The 24,037-nt window shown below is 42.9% G+C and carries 20 protein-coding genes and 1 CRISPR repeat array (1 of these 21 running past the window's edge); of the genes, 2 read left to right on the top strand and 18 right to left on the bottom strand.

Features of this window, described 5'->3' with window-relative positions:
• Positions 1-11: 11 nt before the first annotated feature.
• The 12 genes from nt5e to D8877_RS05450 all read right to left on the bottom strand — a co-directional run bounded on the left by nt5e (position 12) and on the right by D8877_RS05450 (position 12,635).
• Complete coding sequence (nt5e, locus tag D8877_RS05505) at positions 12-2,174, bottom strand: cell surface ecto-5'-nucleotidase Nt5e (RefSeq protein WP_125352661.1); 2,163 nt, start codon at positions 2,172-2,174, stop codon at positions 12-14.
• A 163-nt stretch (positions 2,175-2,337) separates the two neighbouring features.
• Positions 2,338-3,606, bottom strand: coding sequence for a dihydroorotase (locus D8877_RS05500; RefSeq protein ID WP_048771774.1), 1,269 nt, complete (start codon positions 3,604-3,606; stop codon positions 2,338-2,340).
• A gap of 12 nt (positions 3,607-3,618) precedes the next feature.
• Complete coding sequence (locus D8877_RS05495) at positions 3,619-4,083, bottom strand: NUDIX hydrolase (RefSeq protein ID WP_002924581.1); 465 nt, start codon at positions 4,081-4,083, stop codon at positions 3,619-3,621.
• Between the two features lie 8 nt (positions 4,084-4,091).
• The gene (locus D8877_RS05490; protein WP_048771769.1) at positions 4,092-4,745 is read right to left on the bottom strand and encodes a uracil-DNA glycosylase; all 654 of its coding nucleotides are present in this window, start codon (positions 4,743-4,745) and stop codon (positions 4,092-4,094) included.
• A 35-nt stretch (positions 4,746-4,780) separates the two neighbouring features.
• Entirely contained in the window at positions 4,781-5,533 is a 753-nt protein-coding gene (locus tag D8877_RS05485) for a DUF4336 domain-containing protein (RefSeq protein ID WP_125352659.1), read from the bottom strand.
• Positions 5,530-7,068 carry a glycosyltransferase-like membrane protein gene (locus tag D8877_RS05480; RefSeq protein WP_125352657.1) on the bottom strand — a complete coding sequence of 513 codons (1,539 nt, stop codon included), beginning with the start codon at positions 7,066-7,068 and terminating at the stop codon, positions 5,530-5,532. The genes D8877_RS05485 and D8877_RS05480 overlap by 4 nt, the downstream gene beginning before the upstream one ends.
• A 111-nt stretch (positions 7,069-7,179) precedes the next feature.
• On the bottom strand, positions 7,180-7,809 hold the full coding sequence (gene pyrE / locus D8877_RS05475) for an orotate phosphoribosyltransferase (protein ID WP_125341550.1): 630 nt from the start codon (positions 7,807-7,809) through the stop codon (positions 7,180-7,182).
• 78 nt (positions 7,810-7,887) lie between these two features.
• Positions 7,888-8,580, bottom strand: a complete 693-nt coding sequence (gene pyrF / locus D8877_RS05470; RefSeq protein ID WP_002895411.1) for an orotidine-5'-phosphate decarboxylase — start codon at positions 8,578-8,580, stop codon at positions 7,888-7,890.
• 247 nt (positions 8,581-8,827) lie between these two features.
• Entirely contained in the window at positions 8,828-9,766 is a 939-nt protein-coding gene (locus D8877_RS05465) for a dihydroorotate dehydrogenase (RefSeq protein WP_125341551.1), read from the bottom strand.
• Between the two features lie 11 nt (positions 9,767-9,777).
• The gene (locus tag D8877_RS05460) at positions 9,778-10,584 is read right to left on the bottom strand and encodes a dihydroorotate dehydrogenase electron transfer subunit (RefSeq protein WP_125352654.1); all 807 of its coding nucleotides are present in this window, start codon (positions 10,582-10,584) and stop codon (positions 9,778-9,780) included.
• Between the two features lie 208 nt (positions 10,585-10,792).
• A complete protein-coding gene (locus D8877_RS05455) occupies positions 10,793-11,749 on the bottom strand; it encodes a hypothetical protein (RefSeq protein ID WP_002909659.1) in 957 nt (318 codons plus the stop codon).
• Between the two features lie 40 nt (positions 11,750-11,789).
• Positions 11,790-12,635: a hypothetical protein gene (locus D8877_RS05450; RefSeq protein ID WP_125352652.1), complete on the bottom strand. Its 846-nt coding sequence runs from the start codon at positions 12,633-12,635 to the stop codon at positions 11,790-11,792.
• 246 nt (positions 12,636-12,881) lie between these two features.
• Here D8877_RS05450 and D8877_RS05445 point away from each other — a divergent pair, with 246 nt between their 5' ends.
• Positions 12,882-13,790: a LysR family transcriptional regulator gene (locus tag D8877_RS05445; protein ID WP_002897493.1), complete on the top strand. Its 909-nt coding sequence runs from the start codon at positions 12,882-12,884 to the stop codon at positions 13,788-13,790.
• A gap of 54 nt (positions 13,791-13,844) precedes the next feature.
• Here D8877_RS05445 and D8877_RS05440 read toward each other — a convergent pair whose 3' ends face one another.
• The 6 genes from D8877_RS05440 to rpiA all read right to left on the bottom strand — a co-directional run bounded on the left by D8877_RS05440 (position 13,845) and on the right by rpiA (position 18,996).
• The gene (locus D8877_RS05440) at positions 13,845-14,573 is read right to left on the bottom strand and encodes an NAD-dependent protein deacylase (RefSeq protein WP_125352650.1); all 729 of its coding nucleotides are present in this window, start codon (positions 14,571-14,573) and stop codon (positions 13,845-13,847) included.
• 11 nt (positions 14,574-14,584) lie between these two features.
• Positions 14,585-15,346, bottom strand: coding sequence for a Gbs1250 family HEPN protein (locus tag D8877_RS05435; RefSeq protein WP_125341556.1), 762 nt, complete (start codon positions 15,344-15,346; stop codon positions 14,585-14,587).
• Positions 15,343-16,056, bottom strand: coding sequence for a purine-nucleoside phosphorylase (gene deoD, locus D8877_RS05430; protein ID WP_185760170.1), 714 nt, complete (start codon positions 16,054-16,056; stop codon positions 15,343-15,345). Before deoD ends, D8877_RS05435 begins: the two co-directional genes overlap by 4 nt.
• Before the next feature lie 195 nt (positions 16,057-16,251).
• Positions 16,252-17,064 (bottom strand): purine-nucleoside phosphorylase, encoded by an 813-nt coding sequence (locus tag D8877_RS05425; protein ID WP_125341558.1) that lies wholly within the window; start codon positions 17,062-17,064, stop codon positions 16,252-16,254.
• Positions 17,065-17,093: 29 nt separating this feature from the next.
• The gene (locus D8877_RS05420) at positions 17,094-18,305 is read right to left on the bottom strand and encodes a phosphopentomutase (protein WP_125341559.1); all 1,212 of its coding nucleotides are present in this window, start codon (positions 18,303-18,305) and stop codon (positions 17,094-17,096) included.
• Between the two features lie 13 nt (positions 18,306-18,318).
• Positions 18,319-18,996: a ribose-5-phosphate isomerase RpiA gene (rpiA, locus tag D8877_RS05415; protein WP_125341560.1), complete on the bottom strand. Its 678-nt coding sequence runs from the start codon at positions 18,994-18,996 to the stop codon at positions 18,319-18,321.
• A 177-nt stretch (positions 18,997-19,173) separates the two neighbouring features.
• Between rpiA and mnmE the strand changes: the two genes are divergently transcribed.
• Positions 19,174-20,547, top strand: a complete 1,374-nt coding sequence (mnmE, locus tag D8877_RS05410) for a tRNA uridine-5-carboxymethylaminomethyl(34) synthesis GTPase MnmE (protein WP_125341561.1) — start codon at positions 19,174-19,176, stop codon at positions 20,545-20,547.
• Between the two features lie 99 nt (positions 20,548-20,646).
• Positions 20,647-24,037: a CRISPR direct-repeat array (repeat unit 36 nt; unit sequence GTTTTGGAACCATTCGAAACAACACAGCTCTAAAAC) (it continues 405 nt past the right edge of the window).

Genomic DNA, 24,037 nt, shown 5'->3' with positions numbered 1-24,037 from the left:
GTGTCTTCTAACTAGTCTTCTTTGTGACTTTTCTTGATTCCTGCCAATCCAAAGAATCCTAAAACCATACCAACTAGGCTCAAGGCAACTGCTGATTCGCTGCCTGTTTGTGGTAGTTCTTTAGCTGCAGGGTCCTTAGTGAAGCTCTTGGCAACATGGACAGGTACTTGCTTAGTTTGTTTTGGAGTATTAACCAGTGGAGCTGCCTGTTTTCCAGGATCAGCTGCTTTGGCACTAGCTGGGTAGGAATCTGCATTAGCCGGATCTGTTCCTTGCTTGATTTCTTCAATATCTGTATAGCCATCACCGTCTGTATCCTTAGTGGATGAAATAGAGATAGCACGTGAGTTTGGATTGATAACCGCATAGGCTGTCAAATCAGCTTTTGCCAGATAGTCAGCAAAGGCAACATCCATAGATGGTCCATCCTCGCGAGGGCCACCCAGCATGGTATAGCCATCCCCACCAGCAGCCAAGAAATCATTAGTCGTCAGATAGTAGGTCTTATTTGGATCAAGAGGCTCATAAACACCCGTTTCTTTGTTCTTAATCTCAATGTGGAGGACACGCTGATTAGCTGGCAGAGTGGTGTCGTAGTAGACTTTAGCTCCAGAGATTTGCAGGTAACCACCGCTTGGTTCTAGCAAGGGTTGTCCGTTCTCATCCAGCACAGGTTTGCCATCTTTTTCCTGAAGAATAGAGCCCAGAGATTTGGCAAACATATCTGCGATATTTTGACCGGTTACCTTGATTTGCGAAATAGTGTTCCCGAAAGGCAATACGGCGATAACATCTCCCTTGGTGATCGGCTTGTCTTTGGCAATAGTTTCGCGCAGACCGCCTCCGTTAGTAACAGCCAAGTCTGTTTTATTGGCAAAGCCAGTTTGACCATAATCGTAGAGAGCATCGGCTACGACATTACCCAGATTGGTTTCCCGAACGCGGACATTCTCACGGTCGCCATTAAGCTCTACTGGGCTGTTTGCCACAATAACCTTGGCATTATCTGCGTCGTACCTGGCTTTAATCTTGCTGACCATGTCTGCTACAACTGGGTCTGGAGCGACTTTCTTAGCTGTTTCAGCAGGGATTTGCTGAGGATTTCCCAGAAGCTGATTGGCCTTGAATGTCACTTTTCCGATATTGTGTAGGTAGCTACCGGTCTGATTGTAAGTAACATTATCACCATAAGTGGTAGACTCAACTGTGTGGGAGTGGCCGTCAATAACGGTTACACGCTTACCTTTGAGCTTAGGATTTTTAGAAAGAGCTTCAGCCAAGGTTGAGCCGCGCCACTCTGTCGGAGTTGTCGTGTCAACACCCAAGTGAGCTAAAACAACATAGTTTTTGTAGTTCTTTCCTTCTGCCACTGCGCGTGCTTCGATTTCGTCAATGACCCGATTAACCTCTGTGATTGGATCAGTGAAGGTCACACCTTGGATGTTTTTAGGGTGAGTTTTTGTAGAAGTTTCTGGTGTTGTCACACCGATTACCACAAACTCATCTCCCTCAACCGCTGGGTCCTTGTCTACAATGGTAGAGGCTTGGAAAACTCGAGCATTATTAGCGTAGGTATTGGAGCTGAGAAGTGGGAATTTAAGAATTTCCTTGTATTTTTTCGCCTCATCTAGACCAAAGTCAAACTCATGGTTACCGACTGCCATAGCATCATAGCCAATTTCATTGAGGATTTTCGCTCGTTCTTCCCCTTTTGAACTATTGGAAATTGGCAGCCCTTGGAAGGCATCACCCGCATCCACGACTAGCACTTTAGGATTTTTAGCACGCTCTTCCTTGATAACAGTTGCCAGCTTGGCATCACCGATAACGCCTTTTTCCTCTACGATACGACCGTGCACATCATTTGTATGAAGAATCGTAGCCTCTGGCAGATTTTCAGACTGGGCTGGTGCTGCAGCTGCAGCGGCTTCTGTCGCAGCTGGACCAGCCGGAGCAGCTACATTCTGACTATCTGCTGGCTTTTCTTCTGCTGAAGCTGCTGGAGCAGTTGGTTGCGCTGCAGATGCTTCCACAGCAGCTGGCTGATTGGTCAACTCAGTCGTTGCCGGCTCTGGACTAGCCTGAGCCTCTTCCGCAGAGACTTGATGCGCCAAAAAAGCAGGTGCCAAAAGCACTGTTGATAGAACAGGTAAGATGAAAAATTTCTTCTTCATATAACGAACACTCCTCTTTAGTATTTTGTTATATTATACCTCTTTTTGTTTTAAAAAGGAACTATATCCTTAATATTTCAACAAACATTCGGTTTTTCAGAAAATTCCCAGAAAGTTTTCTGTGTTAAAAAAGACCCTGAAATTCATCAGAGTCTGAACTATATTATCCCTCAAAGACAACTTCCCCATCACAGATGGTAAACTTCACTTGGCCTTTAAGTTTTTCACCAACGAAAGGTGAATTGGCCGCCTTGGAGGCAAAATGATCAGTCACAAGTCTATCTGCTTCTGGGTCAAATATTGTCAAATCAGCAGGCCCGTCCTGAGCAATGAAGCCAGCATCAAAACCATACAACTGAGCTGGATTGACTGTCATTTTTTCCAAAAGTTCCATCAAACTCAGATGACCAGCCTCAACTAGGTAGGTCAGTCCCAGAGAAAGCGAAGTTTCAAGACCAGTCATGCCAGAAGGCGCTTTAGTGATGTCTTCAACATTTTTCTCGTCAGCATGATGTGGAGCATGGTCCGTGGCAATGACAGAAATGACACCAGACTTGAGCCCCTCAATAACCGCCAGACGGTCCGATTCTAAGCGCAGAGGTGGATTCATCTTAGCATTGCTGCCCTTGGTTAATAGCAGAGCTTCTGTCTTAGAGAAGTGCTGAGGTGCTGCTTCAGCAGTAACTTGTGCGCCTAGATTCTGAGCGAATTCCACCACCTTTACACTCTCAGCCTTGGACAAATGCTGAATATGCACATGAGCCTTGGCATCATAAGCAATCATAACATCGCGTGCAACCATGCTGTACTCTGCCACACCTGTCGCGCCGCAGATATGAAAATGCTCTTTGGCAATATGCTCATTGAAACCAAGTATGCCATTGAGATTAGGGTCTTCCTCATGCAAGCTGATAAAGGTGTTATTATTACGTGCTTCTACAAGAGCTTTGCGGACAATGCCAGCGTTGGTCAGCGGAATACCGTCATCAGAAAAACCTACTGCACCAGCTGTCAAAAGACCTTGGAAATCTGTCAGATGCTGCCCATCAAAATTCTTGGTAATTGTTGCAACCGACTTGATATGGATATTTTCACGACTAGCCGACTCCAGCACTTCCTTCAGGGTTTCAACCGTAGAGATGGTTGGATTGGTATTGGCCATCATAACAACGGTCGTAAAGCCACCTGCTGCCGCAGCCAATGCCCCCGTATGAATATCTTCCTTATGAGTCTGGCCTGGCTCCCGAAAATGAACGTGTATATCCACCAAACCTGGAGCCACCACCAAACCACTGGCATCAATAACTTTTGCTCCTTCTGCCTGCAAATCTTGTCCAATTTTGACAATTTTCTTCCCCTCAACCAAGAGGTCGGAAATTTGGTCAAAACCAGTCTTAGGATCCATAACTCGTCCGTTTTTGATTAATAGCATCGTCTTATCTCCTTATTCGTAAAAGTCCACCTGCGTATCCAGCAGTTTATCCCCGTCATAAACAAACTTTGCAGAAAAGAAAGGCTTGTCTTCTAAAAGCCACTCAACAAAGGTATGATCGCCTTCCCAAGTTGGTTTAGACAAAACCTGGTTATAGGGCACCCATTCCAAAGTCCCTTCGTTGCAGTCAATCAATTCTCCCTCAAACTCAGTCACCTTGAAGACATAGGTGTACCAGTCCAAATTAGGAGTAAACTCTGGAAAAGTGATAACGCCTTTGAGGACAGGCTTTGCCTTTAGACCTGTTTCCTCTAGAATCTCGCGCGCCGCGCATTCCTGCGGCGTTTCTCCACGCTCTAGCTTGCCACCGACACCAATCCACTTACCAGCATGAACATCATTGGGCTTTTTGTTGCGGTGCAGCATGAGAAACTCCCGGCCATTATCAATATAACAAATCGTTGCTAACTGAACCATACTACCTCCTAAGCTAACCAATCAATAGGTTCCAAGCCCTTAGTCACTAAGAAATCATTGGTACGTGAAAAAGGTTTGCTGCCAAAGAAACCACGGTAAGCAGACAGCGGACTTGGGTGAGCTGACTCGATAATCAGATGCTGAGGATTACTAATCAAGGCTTTTTTCTTGCGGGCGTAAGAACCCCATAGGATAAAGACAACTGGATCAGACTTTTCATTGACTACTTTGATAATCGCATCTGTAAATGGCTCCCAGATTAAGCCGGCATGCGCATTGGCCTGGCCAGCAGGCACTGTCAGACCAGCATTGAGCAAGAGAACACCCTGCTGAGCCCAGGAAGTCAAATCATGCGACTCTTTCACTCCGATATCATCAGCCAGTTCTTTGAGAATATTCTGCAAAGAAGGCGGAGCTGGAATGTCATCAGGTACCGAAAAACTCAAGCCTTGTGCCTGTCTCGGTCCGTGGTAGGGGTCCTGCCCCAAAATAACCACCTTAACATCTGCTAAATCTGTCGTCTGAATCGCATTAAACACCTTTTCCCGAGGTGGGTAAATGGTCCCTGACGCATACACTTCGTCTAAAAAATGATTGATTTTTGCAAAATAACCTTCCGGCAGCTGCTCCTTAATCAAAGCATGCCAAGCTGAATGTTGCATACATGTCTCCTCTCATTTCCTACGATAAAATTCTCTTATCTAATCCACCTAAGCGCTCTTTTGAGTTCTGCTATACCATTTTCCAGAAAACAAGAACCGTGGGCTAGTATGATTTTCTCCGGTTGCCAAGCCAGCATCTGCTCTAGACATTCTTTGGCTTCTTTTTGATGACCGATAAAGGTCATACGGTAGTCAATAGGTGTCTGCCCATCTGGAGCCGCAACACGAACTAATTTATAAGCCTTGCCGCGAATCTGACTTGGAAAATGTTTTGTTTCAAAATTCTCAATCAAATCTGTCAAAATCAAGGTTTGACTGTCCTTGTGAAAAAAGACAACTTCCTCAATATAAGAACTTCCCTTGAAAACCAACTGATCTATCTGGTCTGCCCAAGCTTCAGGAGCCTCATCCGTCAGCTTTTCATCAAAAGAGACTGGAATTTTCTGCTTGGCCGCTCTCTCTTCAACACCTGGGCTAGACCAAGCAATCGCCTCAGGATAACGCTTCTTCCAGTCAGCTATATAAGCATAGTGAATCTTATTAGGTGAAACGAGGTGTGCGACTGGTCCCAAAGCGTCCAACTGGTCAAACAAGGCTTGATTTGGCTGGATTGGTGAATGGCACCAGAGCTGACCATTTGATAACTTGATAACAGTCATGCGGGTAGAAAAGGGCAGATTTGTCAGCACCGCATCCATCTCAATCAAATCACCATCAACAATCCAGATATTCTCGGCGATGGGCTTCAAGCTATAAAGAGGTTCATAGATAGGAACAGGTCTTTTCATTCTAAAGACTCCTTCTTTCTAGTCCAAAAGCGAAACTTCCCTAGAGCTTGTGGGTACTGGGCTAATCCTAGGGCGGATAGAATCAAAATCTGTGGCAAAAACTGAATCAGATAACGGGTCTTTCCTCCTTCGAAAATCTGCAAAAAGAGCAGGCCGCCAAAAACAGCTAAGGTTAGAAAATTCATCTCATCACTGGAGCGATATTTCCAAAGAGCAAAGACAAGTCCTGCCGCCATAACAATCCAAATCACCTGCTTGGAAAGAGAGAAATAGACAAATTCTGACTTGTCAGTGTTCAGAAAGAAGTCACGGACAAACTGAGTTAAAGGATTATCTTTCGTATCTTGGTAAAAAGGCGATATATAAGGCGTCTTTTCATTTTCGACACTGCGGTAGAGCCAGCCCAAATCTCCTTCTGCTACAGTCAGAGACTGCTTATGGAAGAGATGATGAGCTAAAGTCAAAGGATTATATTCACTTAAGCGCCGCTTGATTTCCTTGATAACATATTCCTTAGCAAACATGCCATTGTTATAGTCATGCTGCTTGTCAGGCTCAATATACTGCAAGAGCCCTTCTTTCATATCTTCCTGATTGTGGCCATTGAAGGTCAGACCTAAATTGATAAAGAGCAAGGGGCCTTTTGCCAATCCCTCTCCCTTCATAATCGGCACTTCCGTCTGGTGCTTGGACCAGTAATGCAGCGGGGCATAGCTAATCGCAAAACTGCAAGCAAAAACGACTAGTGTTAGAAAGAACTTCTTCCAATTCTTTTTGAAAAAGAGAACTCCGAAGACAGCTATCAGCAGAATCATTACTGTCGGTCTAAAGAAGAAAGCCAGACTAGTCATTAGTCCAAGCAAAATACTGCGCCAAACCAGCTGTCTACTGTTCTCCTCTCCTCTCAGCAATCCCAGAACTAGGAAAATCTGCAGACTAATGAAAGGCAGAGGCGGAATGTCCGTATACATTGAAAAGAAAAAAGGAGAAAAGCCCAGTAAAAGCACATAAAGACTAAATACAGCATCTGCAGTCTTTTGTGAAAAATACTTTTGGCAGCCCTTATAGAGAATCAAGGCCGTTACGTTAGTATAAACAATATTCAAGGCCTGCATGACCCATAGACCAGATCCCCCAAATACATTAAAGAAAAAACGCTCGTAGAGAAAGAGAGAGACATTGTTAGGGTTGCGGGTCAGATAGCTGGAAATGGAGCTTTCTTTCAGAGTTTTGAAAGCCCCTGTAAAGACAACTGCTGCATCCCGTCTAATCAAAAGCTCTGCCGAAAAGAGCATTATCAGCTGAAAAATAAAGACAGCTACCATAACAAGAAATTTATGCTTCATCAGCCAATGATAAGCTTTTTCTAGCAAATGCCGATAGCGATAGGCCAGATAAGCCAAGCCAGTAAAAGCAATCATAGCTATACTATTCAGCTCTGCAACATGCCAGATGGCAATCAGAAACCAGTGAACAGCCGTAATCAGCATAACTTTCTGTAATATTGAAAAGGATAGATGATAAATCTTAGACATAGCTCTATTATACCAAACACCGAGACTTTAAGCCATTTTTAAAGGCAATACAAGGACGTTTTACTGAAAAATGACCTGAATAAAGGTCAGATCATTTTATTTGTATTCGGTCTAATCTTGCCAATTTTCTTGGTCATGCTTAAATTTCTCAAGCAAGGCTAAGCCCTCAGGACTGACATACCCTTCTGATTCAGCCAGAGTGATTAGCTCAGTGTAGTTAGAAAGGGTTATTAATTTCACACCCGCTTCATTGAAGTTCTTTTCTGCCTTTGGCAGCTCATAGGTAAAGATAGCCGCTGCACCAATCACATCCGCACCTTCTCGTTTCGCTGCAGCAATCGCATCCAAGACCGAACCGCCAGTTGAGATTAAATCCTCAATGACAACCATCTTCTGTCCAAGCGCTACGCGACCTTCGATTTGATTGCCCGCTCCGTGATCTTTTGGTTTGCTGCGGATATAGGCAAATGGCAGGTTCATCTTATCGGCGATAATGGCTCCGTGAGGAATACCTGCTGTCGCAGTTCCAGCGATGACTTCTACATCTGGAAATTCCGCCCGAATCTTTTCGACGAAACCATCTTCAATCAAGGTTCGAGTTTCTGGATAAGCCAATGTCACACGGTTATCTGTATATATAGGTGACTTGATGCCCGACGCCCATGTAAAAGGCTCTTCTGGCTTCAAATACACTGCTTTGATTTTCAATAAATCACGCGCAATCTCTTTTGCTAAAGTCATTTTTTGCTCCTTATAAATTTGAAATTTTATGATACTGTTAATTTTTATAAACGATTTAATTCGAATCTCTTGTTTTTCCTAACTATTCCACTGCTTCTTAATCTCGTGATAAGCATCCCAAGGATTTTCAGCTTGGATAATCGGACGGCCGACTACAATATAATCACTGCCGATTTGATGGGCTTCCTGCGGTGTCATGACCCGTTTTTGGTCGCCGATTTCTGATCCAGCTGGCCGAATACCCGGCGTCACACAGAGAAAGTCATTTGCAGTTGCTGCCTTTATAAGTTCCACTTCTTGAGCTGAGCAAACTACGCCATCCAAACCGGCTTCTTTGGCCTTGCGAGCGTAATTGACAACAGACTCCTGAACTGTGGTCTGGATGTTTTGGCAATCCCGCATATCTTCCTCACTGGTCGAGGTCAGCTGGGTCACCGCAACCAACTTAGCCTTATCCCCCAAGACCTTCTTAGCTTCGCTCATCATTTCCACACCACCCGCTGCATGGACCGTCACCATGTCAATACCAAAGGTACCTAGGACAGACATGGCTGAGCGCACTGTATTGGGAATGTCGTGCAGTTTCAAATCCAAGAAAATGCTGTGTCCCAGTGCTTTCAGATAATGAACGATTTCTGGACCGATGGCATAGAAGAATTCCATACCGATTTTGACATAGAGTTTTTCATCTTCCGGAAAATGCTCCAAGAAATCTTTGACATCGTCAAAAGATGGAAAGTCGAGGGCGATAATAGGCCGTTCTTCACGCATGAGGGGAAAATCTCCTTTTAAATTATTATCTTCAAAGAAGTCTGCTAGGCAATCCTATCTCAAAACCAACTGTCACGCTAGGTTCAGAGACATAGAAAAACCTTGCCCGAGAGCAAGGTTACACGAAAATGTGGCAGTATCTGCCATTCAAACGTATGTACCTTAGTAGCCTCTCTGGACTTCTTTAAAGGTTATATTTAGTTCATTCTATAATTTCACAGCAGAATTGTCAAGTAAAAATGTAACTTTAAAGCAAATTCTCTCGAACTTCTTTTCGTAAAGTTTCAAGACTTTCGATGCCGTATTTATCCATAGCCTTAGGCAGATCTTCAATGATGGTTGGGCAGGCATAAGGATCCGTGAAATTGGCAGTCCCTACCCCAATGGCTGAAGCACCTGCTATAAACATCTCCAGAGCAGCCTCCGCAGAATCAACTCCCCCCATACCAATAATAGGAAGTTTACTTGCTTGCGCCACTTGACGGATTAGCTTGAGCGCTACCGGAAAGACAGCCGGGCCCGACATACCGCCTGTACCATTAGCGATAATAGGCTTGCGCGACTTCAAGTCAAACCGCATACCTACTAAGGTATTAATCATGGTAAAACCAGCAGCACCAGCGTCTTCAACAGCCTTAGCTACCTGAGTGATGTCTGCCACACTCGGAGTCAATTTGACATAGACTGGTACAGCAGAAGCATCTACCGCTGCCTTGGTTGCTTCGTAAGCCAACTCTGGAACTTGACCAATCAACAATCCAGCATTGCCATGGTCAACATTAGGACAGGAGATATTTAGCTCAATAGCCTTGACATTAGAGGCTTGAGAAATTTTTCCAGCCACTGTGGCATATTCTTGATTGGAAAAACCCGCTACATTAGCGATGATTGGAAGGTCGGGATAATATTTTTCTAACCAGGGCAGTTTTTCAGCTAGAACAACCTCAACACCTGGATTTTGCAGGCCAATGGCATTGAGCATACCAGCTGGCGTTTCTGCCACACGCGGAGTGGGATTGCCAAAGCGTGGCTCCAGAGTCGTAGCCTTTATCATGATGGAGCCTAGCAAGTCCAAGTCATAGTATTTGGCATATTCCTGTCCGAAGCCAAAGCAGCCAGATGCTGGAATAATTGGATTTTTCAGGTCCAAGCCTGGCAAGGAAACTCTTAAACGTTGGTCACTCATTCTTTCCCCTCCTAGACAATAATCGTCCCCGTCTCAAAGACCGGACCGTCTTCACAAACCCGCTTATTGACCGACTCGTCCTGACCGGCCACATGAACTACGCAGGCATAGCAGGCGCCCATGCCACAAGCCATACGAGACTCCATGGAGAGATAAGCATGCGGATGGTCCTGAAACTTACGATCCACATACTGAAGCATAGCAGGCGCACCACAGGAATAGACAGCCGCATAGTCTTGAGACAACTCATCCACAACGGCTGATACATAGCCCTGACGACCATAAGAACCGTTATCCGTCGTGACAATGACATCAGCGTATTTTTTCATTTCTGCTTCCAAAATGACAACAGATTTATCAGCGAATCCCAATACAGCTGTCACTTGAGCTCCCTTGGCATGCAATTCTTTGGCAACCTCAAGCAGAGGAGGAACACCAATCCCACCACCGATAATCAAAGCTCGCTCACCTTCCCTTACAGGACTCAAATCAAAGCCATTGCCCTGAGGCCCCACAACATCAAGAAAAGACCCAACTGGAAGTTGAGAAAAAATAGCCGTGCCTCCGCCTTCTATCCGATAAATGATGTGACAAGTCAGGTTGTCTCGGTCAATCTCTGCGATTGAGATAGGCCGGCGCAAAAGCTTGCTGTCATCTGGTACCCGAATATGTAAAAACTGCCCAGCTTGCATCTGGCTGACCATTTGCCCCTTTAGGAGCATAGAAAAAATATTAGGTGCAATTTCTACTTGCTCCAGTAGCTCCATCTGCTCCAGCATAATCTTTCCAAATCTCTTTTTACAACTGTCACTAACCATGACAACCTCACTTTCTACAAGAAAAAACCTTGCCGCAGCAAGGTTTCGCAAAAAACAAGGCAGCCAATTGCCTCTTATACCGTTTCCCCACCTTGCAGCCTCACTGGACTTGATTAAAGGTTAAATTGTAAACATTATATCGTTAGCGATAAGGATTGTCAAGCCATAAAAAATATTAGAATTTTAAGATCTCCGACCTACCACAGCTTTACCAGTCCTTGTCAAATTCACTCTTTGCATCCGCAAGACGAAAGCTGCCATCCTCCTGCCTCTTGAAAATCAAAGACACCCTATCCAATTTTCGTTCAGATTCAGAACGACGAGCAATCAAATAATTCGCTTGCAGTGATAAGGGACTATAATCTGTATCATTTCCGGAAATATTAGTATATGAAGGTAGGCCAAATCGATCAACAATTTCTTGATAAGTCATTCCTCCTTTGCCATGATTTCTATCACCTACTATCAATGTATCCATATCTTCTGGCTTCCAATTAAAAACAAATTCATCTTTGGTAGCTGAAAGATAATTACTGTCATTTAAAAACATTGCCATTTTATTTGTCAAATAGTACTTCTCCCCATTAGAATCAAGAGAAGTAAAACTTAAACTTATCTCCTGAGGATGTCCCGACGAACCATATCTCGGAACATCTACAATTCTTGTCTTATAAGTCAGAATCAATCCGTTGTCGGTAAAACTTACGCCTGAACCCTTACCATATTTCGCAACAACTTCTTCTAAAGTTGGATTAGAACTCAACTCTCCAGGTTTTCCCATTTTTAGTTCTACAAAATTATCTAATGTCCAGTTAAAAGAAAACTTTTTTTGTACTATCTCAACAATTTTCATCCTAAGTTCATCCTGTTTTCTGTACATTTCTGATTCATCATCTTGCTGAGTAGTAGAGCTTTCTTTACTAACTGACGAAACTGTCTTATTATATTTGTACTTAAGGTTAGCTTTAGGAATCTTTTGAGAAAAATAATAGACCCCAAAGAACAAAGCAAATAACACGCTCAAACAAAGAAGAATAAAGGTCGAATTAATCGATTTTTTCTCCTCCTGTATGGCCATCATGGTAAGTTCTTCTCTTTTTATCTTTTGTTGTTTATAAAGTTCTTTTTTTATATCTCTAAATGAATTGGCATCGTGTTTTTTCATGCTATTCTTTCTCAAGTTAGTCTTCTCCTTTTTATTTAGTTTACTGGCTTTGTTTAGAAACTAAACGCCACGATCCATCTTCTTGCTTATAAAATTCTAAATTAACAGTTTTCAATTCATCTGGAAATCTCCATCCCCTTGGATTGTTATAAGTAGTCTGCATCTTAAGTTGATTATCCTCTCCCAAAATCGTCTGATATAGCGGCAAACCAACATTTGAAACAATCTCATCATAAGCCGTACCTTTGTCAGTACCTTCTCTAGCACCAATAACAAGACTATCTATATATTCTTGTGTCCATAAAAAGTCTCTATTAGGATTTTTATCCACCTTAATCTCATCACTTGCAAGGTTAGAATGGTACTTGGAAATAAGCTTATAGACACCATCAAATTCAGCAAATGTTAAAGAAACATAACCAAGAGCACCATTCTTCTCTTTCCAAAAAAGACGAATATGCTTTTGAATTTCATTATTTGCTGAAAAGTCAATCCACGAATCAGCTTCAACTGGTTTTCCAAATTCTTTCAAAACATCTTCCAAGACGGCTCCGCCTTTATCTTTGTCCATGGGTAGAGAAACTGCCTTGTCAACCGTCCAAAGAAAGGGACCGCTTTTTTCTGGAGAAACTGTAAGACTTTCAGCGAATTTTTTTACTTCAGTCTTCTTATCCTCTAATTTTTTTGATGGTGAAATAATCTGACTTGACTGGCTCACCGGTTGCTTAGATTTAGTCTTTTGCGATATAGAAAGCATCAAAAAAACTGCTCCAACGATAGAAAAGCCAATAATGGCTAATAGAACGAATGGTAAGAACTTAGACTTAGATGTCTCCTTCTCTAACTCAAGAGCAATATCTTCAAAAGAATCTTCTTTTCTCTTCATAACTACTCCTTTTACACTCTAAAAATCATCATATCACGAATAACTTGAAATTGCAAAACCTGTTTCATTATAAAAGACTTGATAAAATCGCTCTATAATTCCGATAAGAATAAACTTTAAAAATGTCACTATATCCAATAGAATTTCTTTTACCATCTGTCCATTTTAATAAATTCAATCATAAAACCTTACTAGCTTTCATTGATTTATTGGGAAAAAATCCCCAGTTTGTGATAAAATAGTCCTATGAGAATTCAACAGTTACACTATATTATCAAAATCGTCGAGACTGGCAGCATGAACGAAGCTGCCAAGCAGCTTTTCATTACCCAGCCTAGCCTATCTAACGCTGTACGGGATTTGGAAAATGAAATGGGTATCGAGATTTTCATTCGCAATCCCAAAGGAATTACCTTGACCAAGGACGGCATGGAGTTTCTTTCTTATGCCCGTCAGGTAGTTGAGCAGACTCAGCTTCTAGAGGAGAGATACAAAAACCCTGTCGCCCACCGCGAGCTTTTCAGTGTGTCTGCCCAGCACTATGCCTTTGTGGTCAATGCCTTCGTGTCCTTGCTTAAAAAAAGCGATATGGAGAAATACGAGCTCTTCCTGCGGGAAACTCGGACTTGGGAAATTATTGACGACGTAAAAAACTTCCGCAGCGAAATCGGCGTCCTCTTTCTTAATAGCTACAACCGCGATGTCCTATCCAAGATGCTGGATGACAATCATCTGATTGCCACTCATCTCTTCACAGCTCAACCCCATATCTTTGTCAGCAAATCCAATCCGCTGGCCAAGAAAAAGCTGGTTCAATTATCTGATTTAGAAAACTTCCCCTACCTCAGCTATGACCAGGGTACCCACAACTCCTTCTACTTTTCAGAGGAAATTCTCTCTCAGGAACACCATAAAAAATCTATAGTGGTCAGCGACCGTGCGACCCTCTTTAACCTTTTGATCGGTCTGGATGGCTACACGATTGCAACCGGTATCCTCAACAGCAACCTCAACGGAGATAATATCGTGTCAATCCCACTGGACATTGATGATCCGATTGAGCTAGTCTACATCCAGCATGAAAAAGCCAGCTTATCCAAAATGGGAGAACGCTTTATTGAGTATCTGATTGAGGAAGTGAAGTTTGATAAATAAACTGCAAAAAACACCCGAAAAAGCTTTTACTGCTTTTCTCAGGTGTTTTTTCTATTATTTTAATTTCCCCAACACTTCCCCTATCTTACCCTCAATGACAAGGTCTGCCTGGCTGTCTTGAGGGATGCTGGTCTTGTTGATGACGACCAGATGCTTACCTGCAAAGTACTGGATGAGGCTGGCTGCGGGATAGACAACTAAGGAAGTTCCGCCGATTATCAGCAGGTCTGCTTGCTGGATTGCTTGAGCTGCCTGCTGGAAAACTTCCATATCTAGCGGTTCTTCATAGAGGGTCACATCTGGCTTGACAATACCGCCACAGTCAAGGCAGCGAGGAATGGCACCCTGCAGAGCCAGAAAGCCATCCAAATCATAGAATCGCTGACAATTCAGACAGTAATTTCTATCCGCACTGCCATGAAGCTTGAGAACCTTTTTCGAACCTGCCATTTCATGCAAACTATCGATATTTTGAGTCACTACAGCCTTGAGCTTGCCTGCCTTCTCCAAGTCTGCCAAGTAGGCATGAGCAGCATTGGGCTTGGCATCCGGATAGAGCAGGTACTTCTTGTAGAAGTCGAAAAACTCCTGCGGATAGCGCTCAAACATAGTGTGAGAAACCAGCTGCTCTGCTGTAAAGTGCCGACCCAGCTTGACACTGTATATCCCATCTGAACTGCGGAAGTCCGGAATATCGGACTCCGTCGAAACACCCGCACCACCGAAAAAGACAATATTCTGGCTTTGGTCTATCAAGTCTTGCAGCCTTGCAATCTTATCCATCCTGCTACTCCTTATAAGAGACTTTCTATGAGCTTATTTGCTAGGTCGAAGTAAAAAGGTTCCCTCTGGTAAACAATGCCTGTCTCCTGCGCCAAATCAATCAGAAGCTCCATAAAGTGCTGGGATGAGAAACCTGTCGTCCTGTGCAATTCATCCTCATCGAAAGGTTTGATAAGGTGAGCCAACGGATTGCGGACTGACTTTTCTAACTCTCTTAGCTGCTGTGCTGATTCTTTGACAGATTCAGACAAATTCAACTGCAAAATCAGCTCCGTCAAACTAGAAGAATTAACCGTGCTTTCTGCATGAAAATTTTGCAGGTAAAGATTATCAGAATGTCGCATCTTTTCAAACCTCCAACGGTCGTAACTAGCTCCTCGCGAATTATGAATATAGCAGTCAATATCCGGTATTTGCATGCTAATCAGCCGCATAAAAATCCGATAAATAGCCGGACTGACAGCTCGGATAAAATCAATCAACTGTTCATTTCTTAGTTTGGCTTCCAGATCATAAAGGTAATTGACCAGCTGCTCATCCGCTTCATCTTCATGGCAAAAAAGCTGAAAATCAGCTAGGTCAGACCTAGTGATTTCCAACTTTAGATTCATCATAGATTGGATGTTGAGCTCTCTTCGCTCCACTAAAGCCTCAAGAAGAAGGACCAAGTCAGACTGGACACTGCTTCCTGCTCGCTCAGCCAGCTTATACGCATAAGCATAGTCATAGCGGGAAATAGCAAAGAGAATGGCTTCTTTGACATCTACTTTCATGCTTCTGCAATCAAGGTTTCCAAACCAACCTTCATCATATCGGTAAAGGTATTTTGACGTTCTTCAGCTGTCGTATCCTCTTCGGGATTGACCAAGCTGTCAGAAATAGTCATGATAGCAAGAGCGTCCACATGGTGTTGAGCTGCCAGATAGTAAAGTGCCGCAGCTTCCATTTCCACTGCCTTAACGCCCCATTTACCAAGCTCAATATTCTTTTCAAAGTAGTTTGAGTAAAAGACATCAGACGACAAGACATTCCCAACATGGGTTGTCATACCAAGACCTTTGGCGATATGATAGGCCTTATCTAGTAAATCAAAGCTAGCGATTTGTGGGAAATCATACTGTGGCCAGTCATTGCGGATGATATTGGAGTTAGTCGCAGCCGCCTGAGCCAGTACTAATTCACGGACATGGACATCAGCATTCAGCGAACCAGCTGTTCCCACACGAATCAGCTTTTTCACTCCATAGTCAACAATCAGCTCACGCGCGTAGATAGAGATTGATGGCATACCCATTCCAGTTCCCATAACTGAAACACGTTCGCCTTTGTAAGTACCAGTATAACCAAACATATTGCGGACTTCATTGAAGCAAACAGCATCTTCTAAAAAGTTCTCAGCGATAAATTTAGCCCGAAGTGGATCCCCTGGAAGAAGGATTTTATCCGCAATTTCACCTGGCTTAGCAGAAATATGAATAGACATAGTTGAGATACCAAACCCGTCAAAAGCAAAAGGAAAATAGGAGATGGTCTCAGTGAGCGATGCTCACAAGACCAACTATCTTTTTCCCACCGCTTTTAGGGAGGGTTCAATTCCTTTCTTTCTTAATTTTAATATTCCATAGAAAGGCTAGTTCGGATTCAATTACAAACCTAGACACTCCGCCTTTCAACATTTTTACAATTCAGCAAGTGTTTCTTTAAGTAATCGTTTGAAATCACCCTTGACACGTTCTGTTACTTCAACCACTTCCTCATGATTAAGCTCTTCTTGGAAACCAGCAGCAAAGTTTGTAATGCATGAAATTCCAAGGACTTTCAAACCAGAATGTGCCGCTACAATCACTTCAGGAACAGTAGACATGCCAACTGCATCCGCTCCAAGTGTCTTATAAGCGCGGATTTCTGCTGGTGTTTCATAAGTTGGTCCAGTTACACCGATATAGACACCCTCATCCAGCTTGATACCAAGCTTATCAGCAACTTTATGAGCGACGGCACGGTATTCTGGAGTGTAAGATTTAGACATATCAGGGAAACGCGGACCAAATTCATCCAAGTTTTCACCAATCAAAGGATTTTGATCAGTCATATTGATGTGGTCAGTGATAGCCATAAGCGTACCTGGACCATAGCCGATACCACCGGCAGCATTAGTGACAATAACACCTTTCGCACCAAGAGCCTTCATCACACGCACTGGGAAAGTAACAATGTCTAAAGGATTTCCTTCATAGAAATGGAAACGGCCTTGCAGTGCCAAGACTTTCCGTCCTGCCAAGTCTCCATAAACTAATTTACCAGCGTGACCAACAACAGTTGAGCGGCCCCAGTTTGGAATATCCGCATAGTCAAGACTAACGGCATTTTCGATTTCTTCAGCCAATTCTCCCAAACCAGATCCCAAAATCAGACCAAATTCAGGTTCTGTCATACCTTTTTCTTTCAAGAAGGCTGCTGTTGCTTTGATTTTTTCTGATAAGCTTGTCATAAAACATTTTCCTCACTCTCTTATAATGCTTATACCAATTTGTCCAAGAAGCTTTCACCAATCATCGCCTTGTCTACTCCGAAGTTTTCAGCAACGGTAGCTGAGATATCCGCAAAGTGTCCAACAGGAATATGACCATGACCGCTCAGCGATTTTCCGAAGACCAAAAGCGGAATGTACTCACGAGTGTGGTCGGTTCCGGCATAGGTCGGGTCATTACCATGGTCAGCAGTAATCATGAGCAAATCATCTTTACGCATATTTTCAATGATTTCTGGGATGCGCGCATCAAACTCTTCCAGGCAGTCACGGTAGCCATGTGGATCACGGCGGTGACCATAAAGAGCATCAAAGTCTACTAGGTTAGTGAATGAGAATCCTTCTTTGAAGTTCTCGTCTTTCAGGGCTTTGACCAAAGTATCTACACCATGATTGTTAGACTTATTGTGTCCCATGTCATGGTTAATTCCAGCGCCGTTGAAGATGTCATTTATCTTACCAACAGAATAAGTATTAATTCCAGCTTCATTGAGCTTATCAAGTACAGTTGAATTAAACGGAGAAACGGCATAGTCGTGACGGTTGGCTGTACGAGTGAAGTTGCCTGGCTCACCTACATAAGGACGAGCGATGATACGTCCCAGAAGCGCAGGACGTTCCAAGGTAATAGAGCGGGCGAACTCACAGATACGATAGAGCTCTTCCAAAGGAATCACTTCTTCGTGTGCTGCAATTTGCAATACTGGGTCAGCAGAGGTGTAGATAATCAGCTCGCCTGTTTCCATCTGACGAGGACCAAAGTCATCAATAACTGCTGTACCTGAGTATGGCTTGTTAGCCTCACGAATGATCTTGCGACCAGAAAACTCTTCAATCTGAGTCAGGATTTCTTCTGGGAAGCCATTCCAGAAAGTATCAAAAGGCTCAGTAATATTGAGACCCATGATTTCCCAGTGTCCTGTCATCGTGTCTTTTCCAAGAGATACTTCTTCCAGCTTGGTATAGTAACCGCTAGGATTTTCTTCTTGAGGAACTGTCTTCAAAGGAACAGGACGCTCAATATTTCCTAGACCGATTTTAGCCATATTTGGCACATTCAGCCCTACCGTTTTGGAAATATGTCCCAGAGTATCTGAAGCACCATCTGGTACTCCTGCATTGACAAAGTTATTGGCATCTGGTGCAGCACCGATACCAACTGAGTCCATGACTACCAAGTGAATACGATTAAATTTTGGCATAAAACACCTCTTTCTATTTATTGGCCTCTAAAACTTGAAGACCTGATTTTCCAGCAACAATGACCTTGTCTACCATTTGGTTAAACAGTCCATGCTCCACTACGCCCACTACATGATCTAGTTCTTGCGCAAACTCAACTGGATTTTCAATCACACCTAAATCTAAGTCAATAATGAAATTCTGCATGTCCGTGACAAAACGCTGACCGTCCTTCTGACGAAAGGCTGGGTTATAGCCCGCACGTTCAAAGCGACGAAAGAGCTGCTCAGCACCGTATTGAACAACTTCTACTGGTAGCTTGAAGGCACCTAGCTTCTCTACCATCTTGCTTTCATCGACTACCCAGATATAGTGCTTAGTAGGAACCGCCACGACTTTCTCCATGAGAAGTGCGCCGCCACCGCCCTTGATGCCGTTAAAAGCTGAATCAACCTCATCAGCACCATCAACAGTGACATCCACCTGATCCACATCGTCGATAGACTTGAGCGGAATACCCAGCTCTTCAGCCTGTTTACTAGTGACACTGGAAGTCGTAACAGCTGTAATCTGCAATCCTTCTTCCTTGATACGCCGACCAATCTCTTCGACAAAATAATAAGCAGTTGAACCCGTCCCGAGACCAACAATCATCCCGCTTTGGACAAATTCAGCAGCCTTGATTCCTGCCAGTTTCTTTAGATTTTCCATAGCACCTCCTCGAATCACACTACTTTTATTATATCATGATTCTCACTAACATGAAAGTGTTTTCTTTGCCAGACTTAAATTGCATTCCTTCCGCTTGATAATCGAAAGCCTTGCTCCTCCTTGATTTTTGCGTTACAATTAGGGTAATTGATTTTAAAACACAAGGAAAAATACAGTATGATTACCAGAGAATTTGATACAATCGCTGCGATTTCTACTCCTCTCGGCGAAGGGGCTATCGGAATCGTTAGACTAAGCGGGACTGACAGCTTTGCTATTGCCAAAAAAATCTTCAAAGGGAAAAATCTAAGCAAAGTGGAAAGCCACACGCTCAACTACGGCCATATCGTTGACCCTCAAAATCAGGAAATTCTGGATGAGGTTATGCTTGGTGCCATGCGCTCTCCCAAGACCTTCACGCGCGAGGATATCATCGAGATCAACACCCATGGTGGAATTGCGGTCACTAATGAAATCCTGCAACTGGCTATCCGCGAGGGCGCTAGAATGGCTGAGCCTGGTGAGTTTACCAAGCGGGCTTTTCTCAATGGGCGCGTAGATTTGACTCAGGCTGAGGCTGTCATGGACATCATCCGCGCCAAGACCGATAAAGCTATGAACAACGCTGTCAAGCAGCTGGATGGCTCCCTCTCTGACCTCATTAACAACACCCGTCAGGAAATCCTCAACACACTGGCGCAGGTCGAGGTCAATATCGACTATCCTGAGTACGACGACGTGGAAGAGATGACGACCCAGCTGATGCGAGAAAAAACAGCTGAGTTCGAGGCTCTGCTGAGCAATCTCCTCAATACCGCCCGAAGAGGCAAGATTTTACGCGAAGGCATTTCCACTGCTATCATCGGCCGGCCTAATGTTGGCAAGTCCAGCCTGCTCAACAATCTCCTGCGCGAGGACAAGGCTATTGTGACCGATATTGAGGGGACGACTCGTGATGTGATCGAGGAGTATGTTAATATCAAGGGCGTGCCGCTCAAACTCATTGATACCGCAGGCATTCGGGAAACCGACGACCTTGTTGAGCAAATTGGAGTTGAGCGCTCTAAAAAAGCCCTGCAGGAAGCTGACTTGGTTCTATTAGTTTTAAACGCCAGCGAGCCTCTGACAGACCAAGACAAACAATTGCTGGAAATCAGCCAAGACAGCAATCGCATCGTCCTGCTTAACAAGACCGACCTTGAAGAGAAGATTGAGTTGGATCAGCTGCCAGCAGATGCTATCAAGATTTCTGTCCTCCACAATCAAAATATTGATAAAATTGAAGAACGCATCAATCAGCTCTTCTTTGAAAATGCTGGCATTGTCGAGCAAGACGCTACCTACCTGTCCAACGCCCGTCACATTTCCTTGATTGAAAAAGCCCTGGAAAGCCTACAAGCCGTCAACCAAGGCTTGGAAATGGGTATGCCGGTAGATCTACTCCAAGTCGATATGACCCGCACCTGGGAAATCCTCGGCGAAATCACTGGTGACGCCGCACCAGACGAACTCATCACCCAACTCTTCAGCCAATTTTGCTTGGGGAAATAGAAAACAAAAGGACTGTTTTATTCAGTCCTTTTTATGATAAATAAAAACGAAACAACACAGCTCTAAAACTTTCCATGGCTTTACACGAAGGAGTTATCAGTTTTGGAACCATTCGAAACAACACAGCTCTAAAACTAAGGCTATCGGTACTACGGTATCGGCTTGTTTTGGAACCATTCGAAACAACACAGCTCTAAAACCCAATAGCACCACTAGTACTATAATCAACAGTTTTGGAACCATTCGAAACAACACAGCTCTAAAACTTGAACTACTATTTTCGAACTATTGAACTTGTTTTGGAACCATTCGAAACAACACAGCTCTAAAACCTGTCCGTCCGATTGGTAGGTCATTGAAAGGTTTTGGAACCATTCGAAACAACACAGCTCTAAAACGGACTTTGGCTGATGCTGGTTACCTTGTCGGTTTTGGAACCATTCGAAACAACACAGCTCTAAAACTGGACGTCATGCAGGAGACAGCACGGTTCGGTTTTGGAACCATTCGAAACAACACAGCTCTAAAACACAATCGAGATATATTTACTAATCATATAAGTTTTGGAACCATTCGAAACAACACAGCTCTAAAACTTCACTGCTTTACTTGCGGCTACACAAATGGTTTTGGAACCATTCGAAACAACACAGCTCTAAAACTGTCTCCTTGGTCTTGTGGCTAAATGACTTGTTTTGGAACCATTCGAAACAACACAGCTCTAAAACTCAGCACGATAATAAGCCTTTTTAGCACTAGTTTTGGAACCATTCGAAACAACACAGCTCTAAAACTCAAGGATTACATATTCTTCTGAGTATTGCGTTTTGGAACCATTCGAAACAACACAGCTCTAAAACCATTGCTCCCGCTTCTGACATTTTAGGCTTGTTTTGGAACCATTCGAAACAACACAGCTCTAAAACGTTAAAGAAGACATTATTTCCTTCCATATCGTTTTGGAACCATTCGAAACAACACAGCTCTAAAACGTTATCTCTAGCCAATGTAAAAGACCATTCGTTTTGGAACCATTCGAAACAACACAGCTCTAAAACATGATTGGTATGTTGATTATTATGTATCAAGTTTTGGAACCATTCGAAACAACACAGCTCTAAAACCGTTTCCTTGGTCTTGTGACTAAATGATTTGTTTTGGAACCATTCGAAACAACACAGCTCTAAAACATAAACCGTAGAGAGCGTCAAATTTTAGTTGTTTTGGAACCATTCGAAACAACACAGCTCTAAAACGTTACTTGTTGTCAAGACCTTGTGAGTATTGTTTTGGAACCATTCGAAACAACACAGCTCTAAAACCTATCGTTACTGAAAATGCAATTAGTGGAGGTTTTGGAACCATTCGAAACAACACAGCTCTAAAACACGAACTCATTTAGTTTAGCAGTGTATCCGGTTTTGGAACCATTCGAAACAACACAGCTCTAAAACGTTGTTAAAAGAATATAGCTTTCAAGCATTGTTTTGGAACCATTCGAAACAACACAGCTCTAAAACTATCCCAAACGAATTTGAAAAATTGCAAATGTTTTGGAACCATTCGAAACAACACAGCTCTAAAACCTGGTGTTGCTTGTTTTGTTGCCATGTGTGGTTTTGGAACCATTCGAAACAACACAGCTCTAAAACCTTTATAAGACACTTTTAAATAATACACTGGTTTTGGAACCATTCGAAACAACACAGCTCTAAAACAGAAGCAAATTCTAGGTTTTCATATTTAATGTTTTGGAACCATTCGAAACAACACAGCTCTAAAACAGAAGCAAATTCTAGGTTTTCATATTTAATGTTTTGGAACCATTCGAAACAACACAGCTCTAAAACTGACCTTGATGAAATACGTTGGTTGTACAAGTTTTGGAACCATTCGAAACAACACAGCTCTAAAACACAAGGTTTTGGCTAGTACTGAGGTGATCAGTTTTGGAACCATTCGAAACAACACAGCTCTAAAACGTTCCAGTTGGTTTTGACTGGACAGAAAATGTTTTGGAACCATTCGAAACAACACAGCTCTAAAACTTAATGTATCACCTATAGCAAATCCTGCTGGTTTTGGAACCATTCGAAACAACACAGCTCTAAAACGCTTCAGGAGCAATAGCATTCTTTATCATTGTTTTGGAACCATTCGAAACAACACAGCTCTAAAACCAGTAGCAGGCTTATTGTCGCCTCCTACATGTTTTGGAACCATTCGAAACAACACAGCTCTAAAACCATAGATACATACATGAAGGCGGCCAACGAGTTTTGGAACCATTCGAAACAACACAGCTCTAAAACAAAGAAATCTTAAAGAAATTTTAAGAAATTGTTTTGGAACCATTCGAAACAACACAGCTCTAAAACTTCCAATTTTGGTCTGTGATTTCAACGGTGGTTTTGGAACCATTCGAAACAACACAGCTCTAAAACCATCGGAAATACCAGACCATAAACCACTAAGTTTTGGAACCATTCGAAACAACACAGCTCTAAAACGCTTCAGGAGCAATAGCATTCTTTATCATTGTTTTGGAACCATTCGAAACAACACAGCTCTAAAACCAGTAGCAGGCTTATTGTCGCCTCCTACATGTTTTGGAACCATTCGAAACAACACAGCTCTAAAACCGCGACGAGCTTCAAACCAACTTGCAACATGTTTTGGAACCATTCGAAACAACACAGCTCTAAAACCTTTCGCTACTAAATATAATTTAAAAACCAGTTTTGGAACCATTCGAAACAACACAGCTCTAAAACCGCGACGAGCTTCAAACCAACTTGCAACATGTTTTGGAACCATTCGAAACAACACAGCTCTAAAACTCCTATGCCTTTTCTAATTTGCATAAGTGTGTTTTGGAACCATTCGAAACAACACAGCTCTAAAACTCTAAATCCTTGTATTGACCGTCTAGTTGTGTTTTGGAACCATTCGAAACAACACAGCTCTAAAACCCTCGCTTGGTCAGGCACTCTCTCCCGACTGTTTTGGAACCATTCGAAACAACACAGCTCTAAAACAAAGGATTTTTAAAGGCAAAAACAATAGGTGTTTTGGAACCATTCGAAACAACACAGCTCTAAAACTTCAGGTTTACCACAAAGCCCGTGGATAATGTTTTGGAACCATTCGAAACAACACAGCTCTAAAACCTTACTGAAATCAAAGAGCAGAAACAAGAGGTTTTGGAACCATTCGAAACAACACAGCTCTAAAACAAGAGAGACTATGATAGTCAGGCTTCCTTTGTTTTGGAACCATTCGAAACAACACAGCTCTAAAACCAGCCCCAAGTGTAAGAAACAAATTCATCTGTTTTGGAACCATTCGAAACAACACAGCTCTAAAACAAATCCAGCTTCAATAAGTTGAGGACCGTGGTTTTGGAACCATTCGAAACAACACAGCTCTAAAACAAAAGAGGTAACTAAATGGGAAGACTAAAAGTTTTGGAACCATTCGAAACAACACA

The organism is Streptococcus sanguinis, from assembly GCF_003943735.1.
GTDB lineage: Bacteria > Bacillota > Bacilli > Lactobacillales > Streptococcaceae > Streptococcus > Streptococcus sanguinis_E.
The sequence above is the reverse complement of the archived record's forward strand: the minus strand, read 5'-3'. Positions and strand labels throughout refer to the sequence as shown.

Coding starts and splice junctions, on each gene's coding strand:
- nt5e (WP_125352661.1), bottom strand. CDS start 2,174: ATGAAGAAGAAATTTTTCATCTTACCTGTTCTATCAACAGTGCTTTTG.
- D8877_RS05500 (WP_048771774.1), bottom strand. CDS start 3,606: ATGCTATTAATCAAAAACGGACGAGTTATGGATCCTAAGACTGGTTTT.
- D8877_RS05495 (WP_002924581.1), bottom strand. CDS start 4,083: ATGGTTCAGTTAGCAACGATTTGTTATATTGATAATGGCCGGGAGTTT.
- D8877_RS05490 (WP_048771769.1), bottom strand. CDS start 4,745: ATGCAACATTCAGCTTGGCATGCTTTGATTAAGGAGCAGCTGCCGGAA.
- D8877_RS05485 (WP_125352659.1), bottom strand. CDS start 5,533: ATGAAAAGACCTGTTCCTATCTATGAACCTCTTTATAGCTTGAAGCCC.
- D8877_RS05480 (WP_125352657.1), bottom strand. CDS start 7,068: ATGTCTAAGATTTATCATCTATCCTTTTCAATATTACAGAAAGTTATG.
- pyrE (WP_125341550.1), bottom strand. CDS start 7,809: ATGACTTTAGCAAAAGAGATTGCGCGTGATTTATTGAAAATCAAAGCA.
- pyrF (WP_002895411.1), bottom strand. CDS start 8,580: ATGCGTGAAGAACGGCCTATTATCGCCCTCGACTTTCCATCTTTTGAC.
- D8877_RS05465 (WP_125341551.1), bottom strand. CDS start 9,766: ATGAGTGACCAACGTTTAAGAGTTTCCTTGCCAGGCTTGGACCTGAAA.
- D8877_RS05460 (WP_125352654.1), bottom strand. CDS start 10,584: ATGGTTAGTGACAGTTGTAAAAAGAGATTTGGAAAGATTATGCTGGAG.
- D8877_RS05455 (WP_002909659.1), bottom strand. CDS start 11,749: ATGAAAAAACACGATGCCAATTCATTTAGAGATATAAAAAAAGAACTT.
- D8877_RS05450 (WP_125352652.1), bottom strand. CDS start 12,635: ATGAAGAGAAAAGAAGATTCTTTTGAAGATATTGCTCTTGAGTTAGAG.
- D8877_RS05445 (WP_002897493.1), top strand. CDS start 12,882: ATGAGAATTCAACAGTTACACTATATTATCAAAATCGTCGAGACTGGC.
- D8877_RS05440 (WP_125352650.1), bottom strand. CDS start 14,573: ATGGATAAGATTGCAAGGCTGCAAGACTTGATAGACCAAAGCCAGAAT.
- D8877_RS05435 (WP_125341556.1), bottom strand. CDS start 15,346: ATGAAAGTAGATGTCAAAGAAGCCATTCTCTTTGCTATTTCCCGCTAT.
- deoD (WP_185760170.1), bottom strand. CDS start 16,056: ATGTCTATTCATATTTCTGCTAAGCCAGGTGAAATTGCGGATAAAATC.
- D8877_RS05425 (WP_125341558.1), bottom strand. CDS start 17,064: ATGACAAGCTTATCAGAAAAAATCAAAGCAACAGCAGCCTTCTTGAAA.
- D8877_RS05420 (WP_125341559.1), bottom strand. CDS start 18,305: ATGCCAAAATTTAATCGTATTCACTTGGTAGTCATGGACTCAGTTGGT.
- rpiA (WP_125341560.1), bottom strand. CDS start 18,996: ATGGAAAATCTAAAGAAACTGGCAGGAATCAAGGCTGCTGAATTTGTC.
- mnmE (WP_125341561.1), top strand. CDS start 19,174: ATGATTACCAGAGAATTTGATACAATCGCTGCGATTTCTACTCCTCTC.